The following is a 16,669-nucleotide window of genomic DNA, read 5'->3' as shown; positions in this document are numbered from 1 at the left end:
ATTGGAATGCCCTTATCCAGCGACGAAACCATCAAGCTGGCAAAACAGGAGTGAGAGGAAAAAGGCGCATCTGGATCAAAATCGTTGATCAGACAAACACCAGTCGAGGGGAACGGAAGGATATGCAATGCAAAGGACGGGGCGAGTCAACATGGAAGTGTTGCAAGTCGATCTTCGGCAAGCTGGCTCGGGCAGGCGCAGGCAGTGGTACACGATATATCGTTTTCGCTGAAAAGCGGTGAAATGATGGGATTGATCGGTCCCAATGGCGCAGGAAAAAGCACCACCATTAAAGCGATTTTGGGCTTATTGGAAAACGTGGACGGTCGGGTGAGCCTGACAGGCCCCCGCCAACGGTACAGTTATGTGCCGGAGCACCCGGTACTGTACGATGACTTGACAGTGTGGGAGCATCTGGAATTGGCGGCTTCCGCTTATACGATGCCCCGTGATGAATTTGAAAAGAAAGCCGATGAGCTGTTGGAGCGGTTTCAAATGACGAAAGAGAAGCATCATCTTCCACGAAGCTTTTCCAAAGGGATGCAGCAAAAGGTGATGCTGATCGTAGGATTTTTGTTGCAACCGGACCTCTATATCGTGGATGAGCCTTTTATTGGTTTAGACCCGCGGGCGACCAAGGAGCTGCTGTGTTTGTTGATGGAAGAGCGCAAGCGCGGGGCAGCCGTGCTGTTGTCGACGCATGTGTTGGATACGGCCGAAAAGATCTGCGATTCGTTTCTCCTGCTTACGGGAGGGCGATGTGTGGCTCGTGGCACGCTGGCGGAGCTACGGTCGCGGATGGGACGTGAGGAAGCATCGTTGATGGATTGTTTTGATTTCCTCACGTCGGCCTAGGGGGGTCTTCGCTCAGTCAGGGCTTAGGTCTTCGCTCGCCTGGGAAAACATTGCTCCCTTACGGAATGACCAGACAAGCCCCAGGAGAACAACTTTCGTACATAGGCGATCGGACACATGGATTGGACACGCCCCAGGAGGTGCAACCCATGTCGCCGCAGAAATGGTTTCTTCGGAGATGGTGGTCGGATTGGCGGTTTCAGTACCAGGTGTGGCGAACCGTGATCGATTGGACGGTGGCGTTGTACCTGATCGTCCCCAGTTTGGCGATTCTCATCGATCGCTACCTCGCTTGGTGGAAAGAAGAACCGAGCTGGCTTAGCCCTTTGCCGCCCAGTTCCCTGGTGGGGATGGCTTTTTTGTTGGTTTGGCTGGGATCGCTGCGATTGTACATCGAACCGGCTGATCAGTTGTTTTTGCTGCAACGGACGGAGTGGATGCGACGTTTTCTTCGCACCGGCCTTCTTTTTGCATGGATAAAGCAAGCGTTGGAGAGTTTGTGGATCACGGTTCTGCTGTGGCCGCTATTCCGACAAAAAATGGACGTTTCCTTTCCGGCAGTTGTGGCTTGGTGGATATGGATCTGGCAAGCCAAAGCGTGTGTGGCTCTTGTCAAAAGGAGACTGACCGTGATGGAACGCCCCTTCCTGAAACGGGTGTGGACGGTATTGTTCTTCATAGCTGCAGGGATCGGATTTGTCACGGTCGGTTATGAAGGGATCGACAATCCGGCAGTATTATTCACAGCGGCCACGATACTGTTGGGGTGCTGGATGATATGGATGCGTATGCGCGTCCGAGAGCAGGGAACCTGGCTTCAGGATATGGCGTATGAGCAAACCCAGCGGTTGAAGTGGGCATCGTTTATTATGGGCAAGTCAGGTGTGTTGAACCGCCCTTCCTATTGGGTCAAAAAGCGGCCGTGGCTGTTCCCGCGTTCCGGTAGGATATTTCGGAAGCAGACAGCCGCTCATGTTCTTGCGGAAGCGGTCATCAAATCCTTTTTCCGCAATGGCCAACAGTTGATCCAATACGGTCAATTGGTGGGCGTGTGCACGATGGCGGTCGTCGTTTCCCCGTTTTGGTTGCGATGGGGGTTATGGTTGCTGTTTTCCTTATTGTTGGGGTTATGGGTCCGTTCCTATTGGCGTGGGTGGTGTTCCCATGCGCTTTTTCGTGTGTGGTTTCCAGAGGGGAGCATTCCGAAAAGCGGGTTCATCATCGCCTTTTCCGTGCTGCATCTACTTGGGTTCCTCCCGCTGTCCGTAGCGGTTGGCATTCCTTCTTTCGGCGGTTGGGGGGCGTTATGGATGATCCCTGTCGGTTGGGGAGCAGGGCGATTAACCGTCCAACTGTTTGCCAGTTGGGAAGTATCTACCGGTGTACCCAGTAGATCGGGTTTTCCTGGGTAACCCTTTTTTTCCTTTGATGTTTTGTCTAGAATGAGGTGTCCCGTGTTTTAGGTTTTTGATAAAGTCTGCGGGTCCGAATTTCCTGTCTCCGCTCCACCGCGACGGGAAATTCGGACCCGCTGCATGCATTTTTATGTTGGCAAGAGAAGGTTTTCAATTTCCAGGTGCAGCGCCATCCAATCGGCTGTCCCGCGCAAGGAGAAACGGTCGCCGCGGGAATATGGCACTGAGATCTCCCGAAGTACCCGCATCGGCTGTCGGCTTAAGACATAAATACGATCAGACAGGAGGAGCGCTTCTTCAATGCTATGGGTGATGAAAAGAACTGTTCGCCGTTCCGTTTCCAAAACGGTTAAGAGCCATTGTTGCATGTGGGTGCGGGTAAGAGCGTCTAGCGCGCCGAACGGTTCATCCAGGCACAAGAGCTCCTGTTTGCTGGCCAGGGCACGGATAAACGCAGCGCGCTGTTGCATGCCGCCGCTCAGCTCATGCGGATAACAGTGGGCCACATGGTCAAGCCCCGCCTTTTTCAACAAACTCTGCACATGCGAAGGATCCGGGTGGCCATTCAGCTCTTGGGCCAATCGGACATTTTGTTCAATCGTGCGCCAGGGAAACAGGGAGGGTTGTTGGGGCATGTAAGCGATATGCCCTCTTTTTCCGCGAATGGGTTTGCCGTCGAGCAGAATTTCTCCCCGTTTCGGCTTGTAGATCCCGCCGATGAGATAAAAAAGCGTGCTCTTTCCACTCCCGGAAGGGCCGATCAAAGAGACGAATTCCCCCGGTTTGACCCCGAGCGAGAGGTTTTCAATGATCAGTTGTTGGTCATAGGCAAAAGCCAGTTCTTTCACCTCAAGTTTCACGGCCATCTCCTCCCTTCCTGGTCTGCCAGCGTAAGGTCCAAACTTCAATGAGGGAGATTGTGGCAAAAAGGAGCAAGCTTAAACCCGCGACCAACAAGATGGCCACAAAGACCCGATCCGTTCGGAAGGAGGAAGAGGCCAGTTGCATCATCACACCCAACCCGTCTTTTGCTCCCAGCCATTCCGCAATCACAGCACCCATCACGCTATAGGTGGCCGCCAGTTTGAATCCGGAAAAAAAGGAGGGAAGCGCGGACGGCCATTCCAGTTTAAAAAAGCGTTGCAGGCGCGAAGCTCCCGCCATTTCCATATACCTGATCAGTGTCCGGTCCGTTTGCTGAAAACCATCCAAGGTGGACACGGTAATCGGAAAAAAGCAGACCAGGGCCACGACCATCACTTTCGGTTCCATCCCAAAACCCAGCCAAAGAATGAGCAGGGGAGCGAGGGCGATCAATGGGATGTTTTGCGATAAGATCAGCAATGGGTATATCAATTTCCTCAAAAGACTGGACCAGTGCAAAAAGACGGCTGCCATCAAACCGATGGCCAGACCCAAGAGCAAGCCGCAGATGGCGATCCATGCGGTCGCGAACAAGTTTTCCGGGATGCGTGTCCACTCATGGACCAGGGTTGTGAAGATGCGGGAAGGGGCCGGCAACATCCAAGGATCAATGGACCATAGACGAACAGCCGCCTCCCACAAAAGCAGGAGGACGGCAAAAAACAGGATGGATGGTCCGTAGTTAAACCGTTTCATCATATTTTTGCGTCAACTCTTTCATGGTGATACCATCCACATTGTGATAGATTTTCACGTGCGAAAGGATGCTGCGACAGCCCATCTTCACCATTTCTTCATTCATTTTGGCCACGATGGCAAGGAGCTCGGGCAGTTCGCCTTCCATGGTTGTTTCCAGCGGACCGACCCGGAAAGGCACCCCAGCGTTTTGAATGATTTCAATTGCCCGGTCGACGTAGGGGAACACACTTTCCCCGCCCGGCGTATGCGGGAGAATTTGAATGCTCAAGAGTGTACTGGCCATCTCAATTTCCTCCTTGGGGCAAGAACTGATTGGTAAAAGCTTTACTCGGGTCAAAGTTGCCTTTGAGCAGCTTGTGCTCCTTCATCCAGTTGGCGTACCTGGCCCACACTTCTTGTTTTTGATGGCCCCAAACCGGCGCATCCGCTTGATAACGCGGGCTCAACCATTCTTGACTTTTCTTTACCAGCTTCGGATCGAGGTCAGGAACCGCTTTGGAAAGAATGGAAGCAGCATCGTCCGGGTGATCAATGGCATACTGATATCCTTTGCTCACGGCGCGCATAAACGCTTTGACTGTTTGCGGGTCCTGCTTGATCTCTTTTTCGCTCGTGATCAACACCGGAGTATAGTAATCCAGATCTTTGGAGTAATCGGTCAGATAAATGATGTTCAGCTTCATGCCGCGAAGTTCAGCTTCAATGCCCGTCCAACCGTAATAAATCCATGCAAAATCCACATTGCGTTTGACGATGGAAAAGAAATCCGCATTTCCTGTGTTGATGATTTTTACCTTGTTGGGATCCGCATGATCCCCTTCCATCAGCGACGTGATCATTTGCTTTTCAATCGGGGAACCCCAACCGCCATAGGTTTTGCCCTCAAAATCCTTGGGGCGCTTGATGTTTTTGTTTGCAGGTGAAGCGAATCCCGAAGTGTTATGTTGGATGACCGCCGCGATGGAGACGATGGGTATCCCTTGAGTACGTGCTTCGGTGACATTTTCTTGGTAGCTGACGCCAAACTGGGCGCGTCCGGAAGCCACCATTTGTTCAGCACCGCTCTGTCCCGGTTGAATAATATCCACATCCAACCCTTCTTGTTTAAAATAACCTTTTGCTTTCGCCACATAAAGGCCGGTATGGTTGGTGTTCGGGGTCCAGTCCAGAACGAGCGTCACTTTTTTCAGTCCTTTGCCCGATGAATCGGCCCCCGGCGTACTGCAGGCAGTGGCCATGACCAGCAGGAGAACCAAGCTCAAAAGCCATCCGATCCGTTTCATTGATAGATTCCACCTTTCAAAAAGAAATCAATCCATAAAAGAAAGCGCCTTCCTGATCCGGAGGCGCTGATATGCACAGAAAGCGAACGATTTTCGATCTTTCCCTACGCCGGAATTACCCGGATCAGGTTCCTAGGGTCAGTGTATCGGTACACTTTCTCAGCCGGCCATTATCCAGCTCCCCTCGAATATTCGATTGGTACGGGCTTCATTATACGAAAGCATATCGTTTTTGTCCATAAGAGGGAGGTGATGGAAAGATAAAAAGCCATCTTATCTCGAAAAGCGAACACAAGTAGAAACACTGTCCATCCCTTGAGGGTGTCCCAGTAACAAAAACCGTTCATCTCAAATACAACTTTTTCTATTGGATGAGATTAGGAAAATAGCTTGACTTAAAATAGCTAGAACTTAAAATATTCCTAGCGATGTCAATAGAAGAGGAGGGGACTCTGAGAAGCGCATTTCCGGGCTATACAGGTCGGCAGGAACGGATAGATCTGATTCAATTAATACAAGACAGAAAATTCGCTCAAACACTACTCGGTGTGATACCAGTCATTGATTCTTCCAAGATAAAACATCGCTGAATGGGAGAAGGGGGAATTTCATGCGGCGCCGGAAAAGTCGGCTCCTGATGTATTTGATGGCCGGAATCGCAGCTTTTGTGGCATTTTCCTTACCTGTATATCCCTCCAGTTGGGCCAAGCCTCCGGCGGTGAAGGTGATGGCTGACAATGTTCGTCACCAAATCTGGGGTGACTTCGCCAAGGGAAAAAGCCAAAACGTCAAGATGGAATTGGAAGGTAAACAAACGGTTCTGACACCGAAACAGACTGGTCAGGACGCGGTTTACACTTCGCCGGTCATCCGTTCATCCATTGTATTTACGGATGTCGGTGTCCACTGGAAAAATCGGGCTAAAAACAAGATCAAAGCACAGTCCAACACCCGAATCGACGTGCGCTTTTCTTCCGACGGTCATCATTGGTCTTCTTGGAAGGAGGCCGAAGTCGATGCGGACATGACACCGGGGCCTGGCCACTCGACCGAAACATTCAGCCAATTGATCTACGCCAACAACGGACGATATTTCCAATACCGGGTCCAGATGCATTCGAACAAAAACGTGGTTCCTCGCATTAAGGACATTCAGGTGACGTTCATCAACTCGCGCGATGGGAAAAAAGTGGAGTCCAAGAAGTCTTTCTGGGACATCCTGTTTGAAAAAGTCCACGCCGCAGCCAACAAGCCGGACATTGTCTCCCGAGCAGAATGGGGCGCGGACGAATCCCTGCGCTACAATGCGGACGGAACGGAAAAGTGGCCGCGCGAATACCATTCGGTTTCGCACATTTTCGTCCATCACACGGACACGCCCAACAATGATCCCGACCCCGCCGCTCGCGTGCGTGCCATCTATTACTACCACGCCGTGACCAAAGGCTGGGGCGATATTGCCTATAACGCCATCATCGGCAGTGACGGGCGGATCTACGAAGGGCGAAAAGGGCAGGACAACGATGTGCTGACCAACGGCGTTGTAGGTGCGGGTACGTATGGGTTTAACAAAGGCGGTTTTTCCGTCTCCCTCATGGGCGAGTATCAATCCACCCCGTTGCCCGCCAACATGCGTCAGGCATTGGTGAAATTGTTGGCGTACGTCGCCTCCATCAACAATATCGATCCGACGGGGAAATCGGATTTTGTTCGGGATTACGAAGTGACTGATCCCAACATTCCGAAGGTGGATCACGATGTGCCCAACATCGCCGGTCACCGGGATTCCAAGTACACGCCTGGCACCTACTGCCCCGGCGATTACGTGTACAACGATTTGCCACAAATTCGACAGGATGTGGCGGCGGCCATTCAGGAGAGCAACATCAACACAAACCTGAAACGGCTGGACGGTGCCAACCGTTATGAAGTGGCGGTCAATGTTAGCAAGGAGTTGGAGAACCGCGGCTTCTCCTCGGACACCATCCTGCTGGCACGCGGGGATTTGTACACTGATGCCTTGTCTGGCGGACCGCTTGCCGCCAAGTCGAAGTCCCCCATCCTGCTGACGTCTACCACCTCTTTGCCGACGTCGGTACAGATGGAAATCCAACGTCGTCATCCGGCCAAAGTGGTGATTCTCGGCGGAACAGGCTCCGTATCCACCAACGTGGAAGCGCAGTTGCGTAATCTGGGCGTCCCTGCTGACGGGATCACGCGAATCGACGGACCCAACCGTTTTGCCGTTTCCGCTTCCGTAGCGGAACAAGTGGTGAGCGGTACGCCCACCAACACAGCCATCATTGCCAGCGGATTGACGTTTCCCGATGCGCTGTCCGCCTCAAGCATTGCGGCACAAAGAGGAATGCCCATCCTGCTGGTGGGTACCAACAGCGTGCCTGACCCGATTATGCAGTTCCTGAACAATCATCCGGAGATCAACCAGTTCGTTATCGTGGGTGGTCCGGCGACTGTTTCTGATACGGTGAAAGCGCAGCTGGAGACCAAGGGTACGGTGACCCGCATCAGTGGTGCCAACCGCTTCGAAGTGGGTGTCAACCTGGCGAAGTATTTCAACATGAGCGCTTCCTCTCTCGTCTTTGCACGCGGGGATCAGAACTTCTTCGCGGACGCCCTGTCCGGGGGACCGCTCGCTGGTTTGACCGGTTCGCCGATCTTGTTGACGACACCCACCAAACTGCCGGTGGAAGTGGAAACCTATCTGTCCGAGAATCGTGGGGTATTCCAAAAAGGGTACATCCTCGGTGGAACAGGTTCTGTCTCCACTGATGTGGCACAAAAAATCTCCGGTTACATGCAGTGAACGAACACAACCCAGTGGTACATGCCGCTGGGTTGTTTTTTTAGGGAAAGAGGTTCATATTAGGAGAAAAACCTTTATCATCGCTTTTGTGTTGTCCATTTTGCTCATGGGAAGTACTACCTAAGATTAAAAGGGTGAGAAAGAAGGTGAGCATAATGAAAGCTCAAGTAACTTATGATGATTACGCCGGGATGGGATATATCTATTTCACCCCGCCTACACCGGGATGTGTCGTGAAAACTGTTGAGCTTGAAGTAAATTCGGATTTGATGTTGGATTTTGATCGAAACGGTCGACTGGTTGGAATCGAGTTGGGTGGTAAGACTTCGGATCGTCTTAAGGAATGGGCCGGTCGGAACCATATTTTTGAAAAGCATTTTCACCATGACAAGGGTTATTTTTTCAGATTCATGATGACGGATCTTCCCCATACTCTTCAATACGCCGTTGTTGAACATGTTGTTTTCCACTTCAAAGATGATCGTTACAACGATTTCATCGGGATTGATCTATATGATATTGATCAATATTCAGAGTCGTTTTTAGTTGGTAATTAGGATCCATACAGAAAAAGATTTTTCATAAAAAAGCCCCCATAAAGGGGGCTATTAAAGTTCAAAATAGAAGGAGACGGTTTTACTCGGGAATTTCCAGCAGGATTTTCCCGAACTGATCTCCCGCTTGCATCCGCTTCACTGCTTCGCTCGCCTGCTCTAACGGGAACGACCGATCGATCACCGGCCGGATTTCGTGCTTTTGGAAGAATGATAGCATCTGTTCGAACTCCTCAGCGTTCCCCATGGTGCTGCCGAGGATATCCAGTTGCTTCAAGAAGATGAGCGGCATAACCAGATTGGGGACCGGTCCTCGGGTCGCTCCGAAGGTGACGATACGTCCTCCCGGCTTCGTAATCCGGATGAGTTGGGAAAAGGTATCCCCACCGACGCTGTCTACGCACAGATCGGCCTGTCCCTCCATGCGCGCTTGCAGTTCCTTCACCCACTTCTCCGAGTTGACATTCACCCCGCCGGTTGCTCCCAGTTGAAGAGCACGTTCGATTTTTTCGTCGCTACGCGAGGAAACAAACACCCGAGCTCCGGCAGCTACAGCGATTTGGAGCAAAAAGGTGGCGACGCCGCCGCCGATTCCCGGAATGAAAACCGTCTCCCCCGGCTGAAGCCGCCCGCGGGTGATGAGCGCCCGGTAAGCAGTAAGCGCTGCCAGCGGAAGAGCTGCAGCCTCTTCCCAAGTGAGGTATTCCGGTTTCGGATACACGTTCTCCGCAGGCACTTTTACCAGCTGTGCATAGGTTCCGTCAGTGGGAACGCCCAAAATTTGAAAATCCGGCCCCTGAACCCTCGGGTTGTCCCCCCAGTTCAAGGTGGGATTAATCACCACTTCGCTGCCGACGGCGACGTTGTCTACTCCTTCACCGACGGCAGCGACGATCCCCGCCCCATCGGAACCGGGGATTGCCGGGAGTCGAATTCCGGGATATTGGTTGATCGTAATGAAATAATCCCTGCGATTGAGTGCCGCGGCCTTCAGACGGACGACCACCTCGCCCCGACCGGGAGTCGGATCTGGTACCTCCTCGTATCGCAGCTGTTCCGGACCGCCGAATTCTCTAAGTACGATTGCTTTCATCTTTCCTCCCTCATTTCTCTATACGATTTTACGTGTAATTAGAGCGTGTATGGTGAATAGTGTCCAAATGCTTTCCCAGTTCGCTCCACCTGCGCCCTCAATGAAGTGGGTCATGGCCGCTCTGACCCGGAGCGCAGGACGCGGGCAAAGTACGCTTCGCTTACAGGGAGTTGCCCGCGATTTCATTCCTACCCTTTCCGGGTCTTGGCTCGGTTGGGCTTGGTCAGTCGCTCACCTGGGAAATCATTTGCTCCCACACGAGTTACACGCCCTAGGGAAACACTTGTCCCATCTCTGTATTATCCCATTGCTTTCGCTATTTCTCATCCAGGTTCCTCCCGCCGGTCATTTTTACTGGGTTTTTCAGTCTAATTGATGAGGATTCACCTCAACAATTTTCGACCATCCTTCATTGTAAGTGGGATATTCCATTTTTGCCGCCATTTGATCAATCACGTATTCCGGGACGACTCTTTCACGTTCCCGATTTCGTCTTTTGCACTGCTCAACAGGAGTATTGATGATATGTATTTCTTTTTCATAATCTCGAAACATATCGATCACCCGAAGTCTTCTGCGGGCTTCAAGATGGGTTGAATCAATCACAACATCATAACCACGCTCTAAATATTCCTTTGCTCTACTATAAAGGGTATCGAACACTAACTCATTATTTCCCTGATACTGCACATCATCGAATAACTCCTTTCTGATCGCATCACTGGACAATACCGCACAGTGATCGAATTGGTTGGCATAAGTACTTTTGCCGGAGCCGGGAAGGCCCATCAGTACGATTAATTTAGACATGTTATCCCTCCCGATCAGGATTCAGCGTTATCATTCCCACAATTATCACGGTTGAATACCTGACAAACCGCTTATAATGGCTCTCCTCGATCAGATCAGTTACATAACATCTGTGTACGCTTCCCGTCAGATGGTATTTTTTCTAAAGACCGGGGAGTCGGTGTTCAAGCTGATGGGCGGCATGGGGACATCATCGGTTTTGGCGTTGTTGGCAGCTTGTCTACTCTTCTCATACAGTATGACATATGTACTGTGGGGGAGAAGGGATTGGGTGTAAGAGTCAACACTGAGGCGCAGAAGTTACCACAATATTAATATTTTTGTATATAATAAGACGTAAAACAGGGTGAAAGAAGGCAAAGTCATGTTCATCAAACAACCATTTGATGAATTCTTAGGTTTACAGTACAAAAGAGTAAATGAGGATCAAATAAACGTTTATTTACCTTTACAACCTTTGTTTTTGAACAGTTTAGGTGTTGTTCATGGTGGGATTATCTCTTCACTTGCCGATGTTGCGATGTGTAATGTTCCAGAAGTGGATGATCGTGGTATTCAAACAGTAGTGACAGTCGATCTGAAAGTCTCTTTTTTGCGTCCTGCTAAAGGAGAATTTTTGCTGGCTGATGCGCGTGTGATCAAAAAAGGAAAGAGTCTGATCCATTCTGAGTGCCTGATATATGATGATCAAAATACATTAGTTGCAAAAGCTGACGGGATTTTATATGTGATATAAGAACACCTTCAAGCTATTGGTAGCGGTATCCGTTTCTAATGCAAACAGCGCGGATACACCATCCACGCTGATCTGCATGGTGCGATTAACATCGCCAAAGCAATTTCAGGGTTAGCATAATACCACGGGCACTTCCGTTGGTCGTAGGTGTGCTACCCATCTGGGTACGTGCTAACCGGGTGGGATGGGCTGATGACACAGCCCTAGCTTTGGGCCCGAAACAGAAATGGACTGAGGGCGTTAACCACTCAACAATCCAACGGCGACCATAGGAGTGCCTGTGGTACTTTAGCCATGTGGAGTGTCAAAGAGATCGTAATGCCTCTGCAATCGGCGTCTCCCCAGTTTGCAAATCAAACGACCGCCGGTAAGTATGTTCGTTCTCCAGCGCTTCCACAATCGTTCTAGCCACGTCGCCCCGGGGAATTTCTCCACTTTCTTCGATATGTTCGGCGATCCGGACCGTTCCTTTGGGCGGATCATTTGTCAAGTAACCCGGCCGGATGATGGTGTAGTTCAGCTTGCTGGCACGCAGGCGGTCGTCCGCTACACCTTTGGCAACGAAATAGTGCCGGATTCGCTCTGGGCCGGCATCAGGCCGGTCCGCATATATGCTGCTCACCATGATGAACCGTTCCACACCGAATGCTTCTGCTTTTTCAATCGTTTTGATCGCCCCCAGCTTGTCGACCAATTCCGTCTTGTCCGGGCCGGTATGCGAACCGGAACCTGCCGTGAACACGACGGCTGAGCACCCCTTTATTGCATGGTCAATCTCTTTCTCCAAGTCGGCCACCACGATTTCGTCAGCGCCCAATCGTTTCAACTCGGACGCTTGTTCTTCGTTTCGAATCATGGCCCGCACTTGGTGCTCGGTCCCGGCAAACAGTTGCACTAACTGCCTGCCGATTTTACCGTTGGCACCTACGATCACGATTTTCATATCCATCCCTCCCTTGGTATACCTGTGAGATTTCCGCTGCAGCGTCCACATTGGCTCCGATGAAGCCCAGAGGCCAGTTATCTTGACTCATCTCGCACATACCCAATGATAAATACTGTCCAATTGGAAACCCGGAGCGCAGGACGCGGGCAAAGTACGGTTGACTTAGAGGAAGTTGTCCGCGATATCATGCCTGCGCTTTCCGGGTCTTCGTTCAATCAGGGCTTGGTTAGTCGCTCACCTGTGAAAGCATTTCCTCCCCTGACGGATTACCAGACTCGCCCTAGTTGCCATTGGTTATAGCAGGAAATAACGGCAGAACCTCTTCGCCTAACTCCTCGATCACTTCGGATGCGGGACGTTGCCCGTACTTTAAATTGATCATCACATGGTTCACACCGGCATTTCTCAAGCTTTCGAGAAATTGGATAAGAAAATTTCTTCCTGTTCGAAATCCCAAATGGATCGGTGTCGGATCCTCATCCGGATCCTCGGTTAAATCAACATAAAGGGACTGGCTGAACGGTTTGAAACGATCAGTGTGCGAACGCCAATGTTGGATCAGTTCCGTTTGAAAAGTCAAGTTGCGGGGGTAGTACATCCAACCATCGGCGTTTTTTGCGATCCACTCAATAGACTGCCCGCTATGACCGGTCACTAACACCGGTATATCATATAAATCAGGTTTGGGTATTAGATCGCCATCTGACATATGAACCCTCAATGTATCGATGACAGGAAAATTCTCTTTCCAAACAGTTTTGATGACCGACAGCGCTTCCCGAAACAATTCCCCTCTTTGGTCAAAATCAACGGCAAAACTCGGGAATTCAATTGGCCGATCCCCCGTTGCTACACCAAGAACCAATCGACCCCCGGAGATTTTGTCGACGGAAGCCGCGGCTTTTGCCACATGCAAAGGATGACGCAAGGTTAAAATTATGCTTCCGGTGACAAGCGCAATCTTTTCCGTATTTGCCGCAATATATCCGAGAAAAACCCATGGGTCGTAAATTTGGCCTACATCCCCAAAGTTGGGATCATGAAGCGGAACATCTCGGACAACTAACGAAGCGAAATTCAATTGTTCCGCTCTCTTTGCAAGCTTGACTTGTTCTTCGATGTTCATCAAAGGAATACTTCCGGTATAGGCTTCTATTGGAAAAAACAAACCCAGCGTCAAATGATTTTCTTTAAACAATCGCTTGTAACCTAGGTGCTGACTGAATGGATCCATATCCTGATTCCTCTTTCATGTGTGATGGCGAATTACTTTATGGGGTCTTTAATAAGCTTATACCCCGTTTGGAACCATCTTAACACCCGCTGCTTTAGTGTTGTGAAAACCGGGCAACACGAGTTGTACATAATCCGAACATAGAATGCGCATTCTTGTTACCCAAAAGGAGGAATCAAAAGTGAAAGTCACGAGTTATCGCAGTCATAGCGGCAACCTGGGAGCAAACGAGGATGGTGGGTCCTACATCGAAGTGTATCCCGAAACGAAACAAGAAGCCCTGATATTAGGGATCCCGGTAGGAGAAAAGATAAGGATTTATGAAAGGATCAGCCAAGGCGTATCCTCGGAAGGTGGACTCAATCCTGAGTTTCTGCGTTTCAAAGAAATGGTGGAAGAGAATTTTGGAGAAGACGTTTGGAAATGGGCAAGAAGGGTTCATGTCAAAGGAACTCCAAAGTGAAAGAGGGAACAAAGTTGTCTTATCTATCCCATCAACGCGTGGGCAATTTCCAAGGAATATGAGATGGGCTAAAGACAACACATCTGACATTTGCTTGACACTCGAAAAAAACATGGACTTTTATCGGTATGTATGTATAATAATACACTAAGATGAATTTTTATAAGGGAGAGGTCAAACATGGCAAAGGAAAAGGTGATCCTGGCATATTCCGGGGGTTTAGATACATCGGTCGCCATCAAATGGTTGCAGGAGCATTACGGCTATGATGTCGTGGCCGTCGCCCTGGATGTGGGCGAGGGCAAGGATTTGGACTTTGTCAAAGCCAAAGCGTTAAAAGTGGGCGCAGTGAAATCGCTGGTCGTCGATGCACGGCAGTGGTTTGCTGAAAAATATCTGGCGCCGGCCCTAAAAGCCAATGCGATGTATGAAGGAAAATATCCGTTGGTGTCCGCGCTTTCCCGTCCGCTCATCTCGGAAGTGCTGGTGCAAGTGGCGGAAAAGGAAGGAGCTGTCGCCGTGGCCCATGGTTGCACCGGGAAAGGCAATGACCAGGTACGGTTCGAGGTGTCCGTCGCCGCACTGAATCCCGAGCTGAAAGTAATCGCACCGGTTCGGGAATGGGCGATGTCCCGGGATGAAGAGATCGCATACGCAAAAAAACACGGTATTCCGATTCCGGTCGATTTGGATAATCCCTACAGCATCGATCAGAATTTGTGGGGAAGAAGTTGTGAGTGTGGCATTTTGGAAAATCCGTGGGCAGAGCCGCCGGAGGAAGCGTATGAATGGACAGCATCTCTGGCCGATACCCCCGATCAGCCTGATGAAGTGGAGATCACTTTTGAAAAAGGGATTCCTGTTGCATTGAACGGGAAAGTGATGCCGCTTCATGAGTTGATTGCCGCTTTGAATCAGATTGCCGGCAAACATGGTGTCGGCCGGATCGATCATGTGGAAAACCGTTTGGTCGGCATCAAATCGCGTGAGGTGTACGAGTGTCCGGGAGCTCTTACGCTGATCACGGCCCACCGTGAGCTGGAGTTTCTGACGCAGCCCCGGGAGATTGCACAGTTCAAGCCGATCGTGGAACAACAATGGGGCAAATTGACCTATGAAGGTTTGTGGTTCTCCCCGCTCAAAAAAGCGCTGGACGCCTTTATCGACGTGACGCAGGAAACCGTCAGCGGCACGGTGCGCGTCAAGCTTTTTAAAGGGCATGCCGTAGTCACCGGCCGGAAGTCGGATCAGTCGCTGTACAATGAAAAGCTGGCCACCTACACGCCGGAGGACACCTTCGATCATCAGGCGGCCGTCGGTTTCATCCGTCTGTGGGGATTGCCGACGCAAGTATTCGCCACCGTCAACCCGAAGAAGGAGGATGACCATGAAGCTCTGGGGCGGGCGATTTACCAAGCCGACCAACCAGTTGGTTGAGGAATACACTGCATCCATCGGGTTTGATCAACGGCTGGCTGAAGAAGATATCCGGGGGAGCATGGCCCATGTGCGTATGTTGGGTGCATGCGGCATTTTGACGGAAGAGGAGACGAAGACCATCCTCTCCGGGCTGGAAACGATCCGTGAGCGAATCCGCCGTGGGGAAGTGTCGTTTTCAGTCGAGAATGAAGACATCCACATGAATATCGAGAAGCTACTGATCGAGGAAATCGGTCCTGTCGGCGGCAAACTGCATACAGGTCGCAGCCGCAATGATCAGGTAGCGTTGGATATGCACCTGTACGTTCGTCATCAAACAGTTGAACTGGTCCGATTGCTTGTCGGTGTACAGGAAGCGCTCATCGCTCAGGCGGAAGCGCACGTGGATACCATCTTGCCGGGCTACACCCACCTGCAGCGTGCCCAGCCGGTACGGCTGGCCCATCACCTTTTGGCCTACGTTTCCATGTTTCAGCGTGACATCGAGCGGTTAATAGACAGTTACAAGCGGGTCAACATATCACCGTTGGGTGCCGGTGCGATCGCGGGGACGACCTTTCCGATCGACCGACGTATGGTAGCCGAGGAGCTGGGCTTCGATGGGATCTACGACAACAGCATGGACGCCGTAAGCGATCGGGACTATCTGGTGGAGTTTCTCTCCATCGCTTCGCTGATCATGGTCCATTTGTCCCGTCTGTCCGAAGAGTTGATCCTGTGGTCCAGCGAAGAGTTCGGTTACATCGAGTTGGACGATGCCTTCTGTACGGGCAGCAGCATGATGCCGCAGAAAAAAAATCCGGATGTCCCCGAGCTGGTTCGGGGGAAAACAGGGCGCGTGATCGGTCATCTGGTGGCGCTCCTCACTGTATTGAAGGCTCTGCCGCTCACCTATAACAAGGATATGCAGGAGGACAAGGAAGGCGTGTTCGATACGGTGGACACGCTGACCGGGGCGCTCGCGCTGATGGCAACGATGCTTTCCAGCATGAAAGTGAATGTGGAGAAAATGCGGGAAAATGCACAAAGCGGGTTTGCCAACGCCACAGATCTGGCTGATTACCTGGTGAAGAAAGGCTTGCCGTTCCGCGAAGCGCATGAAGTAGTCGGGCGTTTGGTACTGTATTGTCTGGAACAAGGCAAGACGTTGACGGATTGTGAATTGGCGGAATTCCAGGCTGTCTCCCCGTTGATTGAGGCTGACGTCTATGAAGCACTTCAACTGGAACGGGTGGTGGACGCGCGAAATATTCCCGGCGGTACGGGGCGTCAAGCCGTTTTGGACGCAATTGGAAATAAAAAATCGAAAATCGATGAAACCCATACGTGGTTAAATCACGTTATTAAATAACGGGTTTTCTATCAATCCGAAATAGAAACCCCTGCCTGACGG

General features: G+C 51.0%; 16 protein-coding genes, 1 pseudogene and 1 riboswitch. Of the genes and pseudogenes, 9 read left to right on the top strand and 8 right to left on the bottom strand.

The genetic code is table 11. The features are described from left to right. The first annotated feature begins 204 nt into the window (after positions 1-204). On the top strand, positions 205-855 hold the full coding sequence (locus tag KI215_RS14705) for an ABC transporter ATP-binding protein (protein WP_246512135.1): 651 nt from the start codon (positions 205-207) through the stop codon (positions 853-855). A 149-nt stretch (positions 856-1,004) separates the two neighbouring features. Beyond that, positions 1,005-2,267 (top strand): ABC transporter permease, encoded by a 1,263-nt coding sequence (locus tag KI215_RS14700; protein WP_212773435.1) that lies wholly within the window; start codon positions 1,005-1,007, stop codon positions 2,265-2,267. A gap of 131 nt (positions 2,268-2,398) precedes the next feature. Here the strand turns inward: KI215_RS14700 and KI215_RS14695 are convergent, their stop codons facing one another. The 4 genes from KI215_RS14695 to KI215_RS14680 are packed head-to-tail and all read right to left on the bottom strand — an operon-like array spanning position 2,399 to position 5,176. After that, positions 2,399-3,136, bottom strand: coding sequence for an ABC transporter ATP-binding protein (locus KI215_RS14695; protein ID WP_212773434.1), 738 nt, complete (start codon positions 3,134-3,136; stop codon positions 2,399-2,401). Beyond that, the gene (locus KI215_RS14690) at positions 3,120-3,893 is read right to left on the bottom strand and encodes an ABC transporter permease (RefSeq protein ID WP_212773433.1); all 774 of its coding nucleotides are present in this window, start codon (positions 3,891-3,893) and stop codon (positions 3,120-3,122) included. Before KI215_RS14690 ends, KI215_RS14695 begins: the two co-directional genes overlap by 17 nt. Further along, positions 3,877-4,176, bottom strand: coding sequence for a thiamine-binding protein (locus KI215_RS14685; protein ID WP_212773432.1), 300 nt, complete (start codon positions 4,174-4,176; stop codon positions 3,877-3,879). Before KI215_RS14685 ends, KI215_RS14690 begins: the two co-directional genes overlap by 17 nt. Position 4,177: 1 nt before the next feature. Next, positions 4,178-5,176, bottom strand: a complete 999-nt coding sequence (locus KI215_RS14680) for an ABC transporter substrate-binding protein (protein WP_212773431.1) — start codon at positions 5,174-5,176, stop codon at positions 4,178-4,180. 84 nt (positions 5,177-5,260) lie between these two features. Next, positions 5,261-5,371, bottom strand: a riboswitch (TPP riboswitch). A gap of 415 nt (positions 5,372-5,786) precedes the next feature. Here KI215_RS14680 and KI215_RS14675 point away from each other — a divergent pair. Then, on the top strand, positions 5,787-8,000 hold the full coding sequence (locus KI215_RS14675) for a cell wall-binding repeat-containing protein (protein ID WP_212773430.1): 2,214 nt from the start codon (positions 5,787-5,789) through the stop codon (positions 7,998-8,000). A gap of 155 nt (positions 8,001-8,155) precedes the next feature. After that, the gene (locus tag KI215_RS14670) at positions 8,156-8,557 is read left to right on the top strand and encodes a DUF2283 domain-containing protein (protein WP_212773429.1); all 402 of its coding nucleotides are present in this window, start codon (positions 8,156-8,158) and stop codon (positions 8,555-8,557) included. Between the two features lie 79 nt (positions 8,558-8,636). Here KI215_RS14670 and KI215_RS14665 read toward each other — a convergent pair whose 3' ends face one another. Continuing rightward, on the bottom strand, positions 8,637-9,647 hold the full coding sequence (locus tag KI215_RS14665) for a zinc-binding dehydrogenase (RefSeq protein ID WP_212773428.1): 1,011 nt from the start codon (positions 9,645-9,647) through the stop codon (positions 8,637-8,639). Between the two features lie 363 nt (positions 9,648-10,010). Continuing rightward, positions 10,011-10,457 (bottom strand): ATP-binding protein, encoded by a 447-nt coding sequence (locus tag KI215_RS14660; RefSeq protein ID WP_212773427.1) that lies wholly within the window; start codon positions 10,455-10,457, stop codon positions 10,011-10,013. A 364-nt stretch (positions 10,458-10,821) separates the two neighbouring features. Between KI215_RS14660 and KI215_RS14655 the strand changes: the two genes are divergently transcribed. After that, the gene (locus KI215_RS14655) at positions 10,822-11,193 is read left to right on the top strand and encodes a PaaI family thioesterase (protein WP_212773426.1); all 372 of its coding nucleotides are present in this window, start codon (positions 10,822-10,824) and stop codon (positions 11,191-11,193) included. 39 nt (positions 11,194-11,232) lie between these two features. Continuing rightward, positions 11,233-11,465: pseudogene (locus KI215_RS16400) on the top strand (hypothetical protein); the annotation flags it as partial. Between the two features lie 32 nt (positions 11,466-11,497). Here the strand turns inward: KI215_RS16400 and KI215_RS14650 are convergent. Together KI215_RS14650 and KI215_RS14645 are read right to left on the bottom strand one after the other, a co-directional pair. After that, entirely contained in the window at positions 11,498-12,136 is a 639-nt protein-coding gene (locus KI215_RS14650) for an SDR family oxidoreductase (RefSeq protein WP_212773425.1), read from the bottom strand. 283 nt (positions 12,137-12,419) lie between these two features. Next, on the bottom strand, positions 12,420-13,373 hold the full coding sequence (locus tag KI215_RS14645) for an LLM class oxidoreductase (RefSeq protein WP_212773424.1): 954 nt from the start codon (positions 13,371-13,373) through the stop codon (positions 12,420-12,422). 181 nt (positions 13,374-13,554) lie between these two features. Between KI215_RS14645 and KI215_RS14640 the strand changes: the two genes are divergently transcribed. The 3 genes from KI215_RS14640 to argH all read left to right on the top strand — a co-directional run bounded on the left by KI215_RS14640 (position 13,555) and on the right by argH (position 16,627). After that, complete coding sequence (locus tag KI215_RS14640; protein ID WP_212773423.1) at positions 13,555-13,836, top strand: hypothetical protein; 282 nt, start codon at positions 13,555-13,557, stop codon at positions 13,834-13,836. Positions 13,837-14,016: 180 nt separating this feature from the next. After that, complete coding sequence (locus tag KI215_RS14635; RefSeq protein WP_212773422.1) at positions 14,017-15,273, top strand: argininosuccinate synthase; 1,257 nt, start codon at positions 14,017-14,019, stop codon at positions 15,271-15,273. Continuing rightward, on the top strand, positions 15,224-16,627 hold the full coding sequence (gene argH / locus KI215_RS14630) for an argininosuccinate lyase (protein ID WP_212773421.1): 1,404 nt from the start codon (positions 15,224-15,226) through the stop codon (positions 16,625-16,627). Before KI215_RS14635 ends, argH begins: the two co-directional genes overlap by 50 nt. Positions 16,628-16,669: the final 42 nt, after the last annotated feature.

The organism is Polycladomyces abyssicola (assembly GCF_018326425.1).
Lineage (GTDB): Bacteria > Bacillota > Bacilli > Thermoactinomycetales > JIR-001 > Polycladomyces > Polycladomyces abyssicola.
Note: the sequence above shows the minus strand (reverse complement) of the source record. Positions and strands in the feature narration are given on the sequence as shown.

Bases quoted from the DNA above. Each gene is read 5' to 3' on its own strand.
- KI215_RS14700 (WP_212773435.1), top strand. From the start codon at position 1,005: ATGTCGCCGCAGAAATGGTTTCTTCGGAGATGGTGGTCGGATTGGCGG.
- KI215_RS14695 (WP_212773434.1), bottom strand. From the start codon at position 3,136: ATGGCCGTGAAACTTGAGGTGAAAGAACTGGCTTTTGCCTATGACCAA.
- KI215_RS14690 (WP_212773433.1), bottom strand. From the start codon at position 3,893: ATGATGAAACGGTTTAACTACGGACCATCCATCCTGTTTTTTGCCGTC.
- KI215_RS14685 (WP_212773432.1), bottom strand. From the start codon at position 4,176: ATGGCCAGTACACTCTTGAGCATTCAAATTCTCCCGCATACGCCGGGC.
- KI215_RS14680 (WP_212773431.1), bottom strand. From the start codon at position 5,176: ATGAAACGGATCGGATGGCTTTTGAGCTTGGTTCTCCTGCTGGTCATG.
- KI215_RS14675 (WP_212773430.1), top strand. From the start codon at position 5,787: ATGCGGCGCCGGAAAAGTCGGCTCCTGATGTATTTGATGGCCGGAATC.
- KI215_RS14670 (WP_212773429.1), top strand. From the start codon at position 8,156: ATGAAAGCTCAAGTAACTTATGATGATTACGCCGGGATGGGATATATC.
- KI215_RS14665 (WP_212773428.1), bottom strand. From the start codon at position 9,647: ATGAAAGCAATCGTACTTAGAGAATTCGGCGGTCCGGAACAGCTGCGA.
- KI215_RS14660 (WP_212773427.1), bottom strand. From the start codon at position 10,457: ATGTCTAAATTAATCGTACTGATGGGCCTTCCCGGCTCCGGCAAAAGT.
- KI215_RS14655 (WP_212773426.1), top strand. From the start codon at position 10,822: ATGTTCATCAAACAACCATTTGATGAATTCTTAGGTTTACAGTACAAA.
- KI215_RS14650 (WP_212773425.1), bottom strand. From the start codon at position 12,136: ATGAAAATCGTGATCGTAGGTGCCAACGGTAAAATCGGCAGGCAGTTA.
- KI215_RS14645 (WP_212773424.1), bottom strand. From the start codon at position 13,373: ATGGATCCATTCAGTCAGCACCTAGGTTACAAGCGATTGTTTAAAGAA.
- KI215_RS14635 (WP_212773422.1), top strand. From the start codon at position 14,017: ATGGCAAAGGAAAAGGTGATCCTGGCATATTCCGGGGGTTTAGATACA.
- argH (WP_212773421.1), top strand. From the start codon at position 15,224: ATGAAGCTCTGGGGCGGGCGATTTACCAAGCCGACCAACCAGTTGGTT.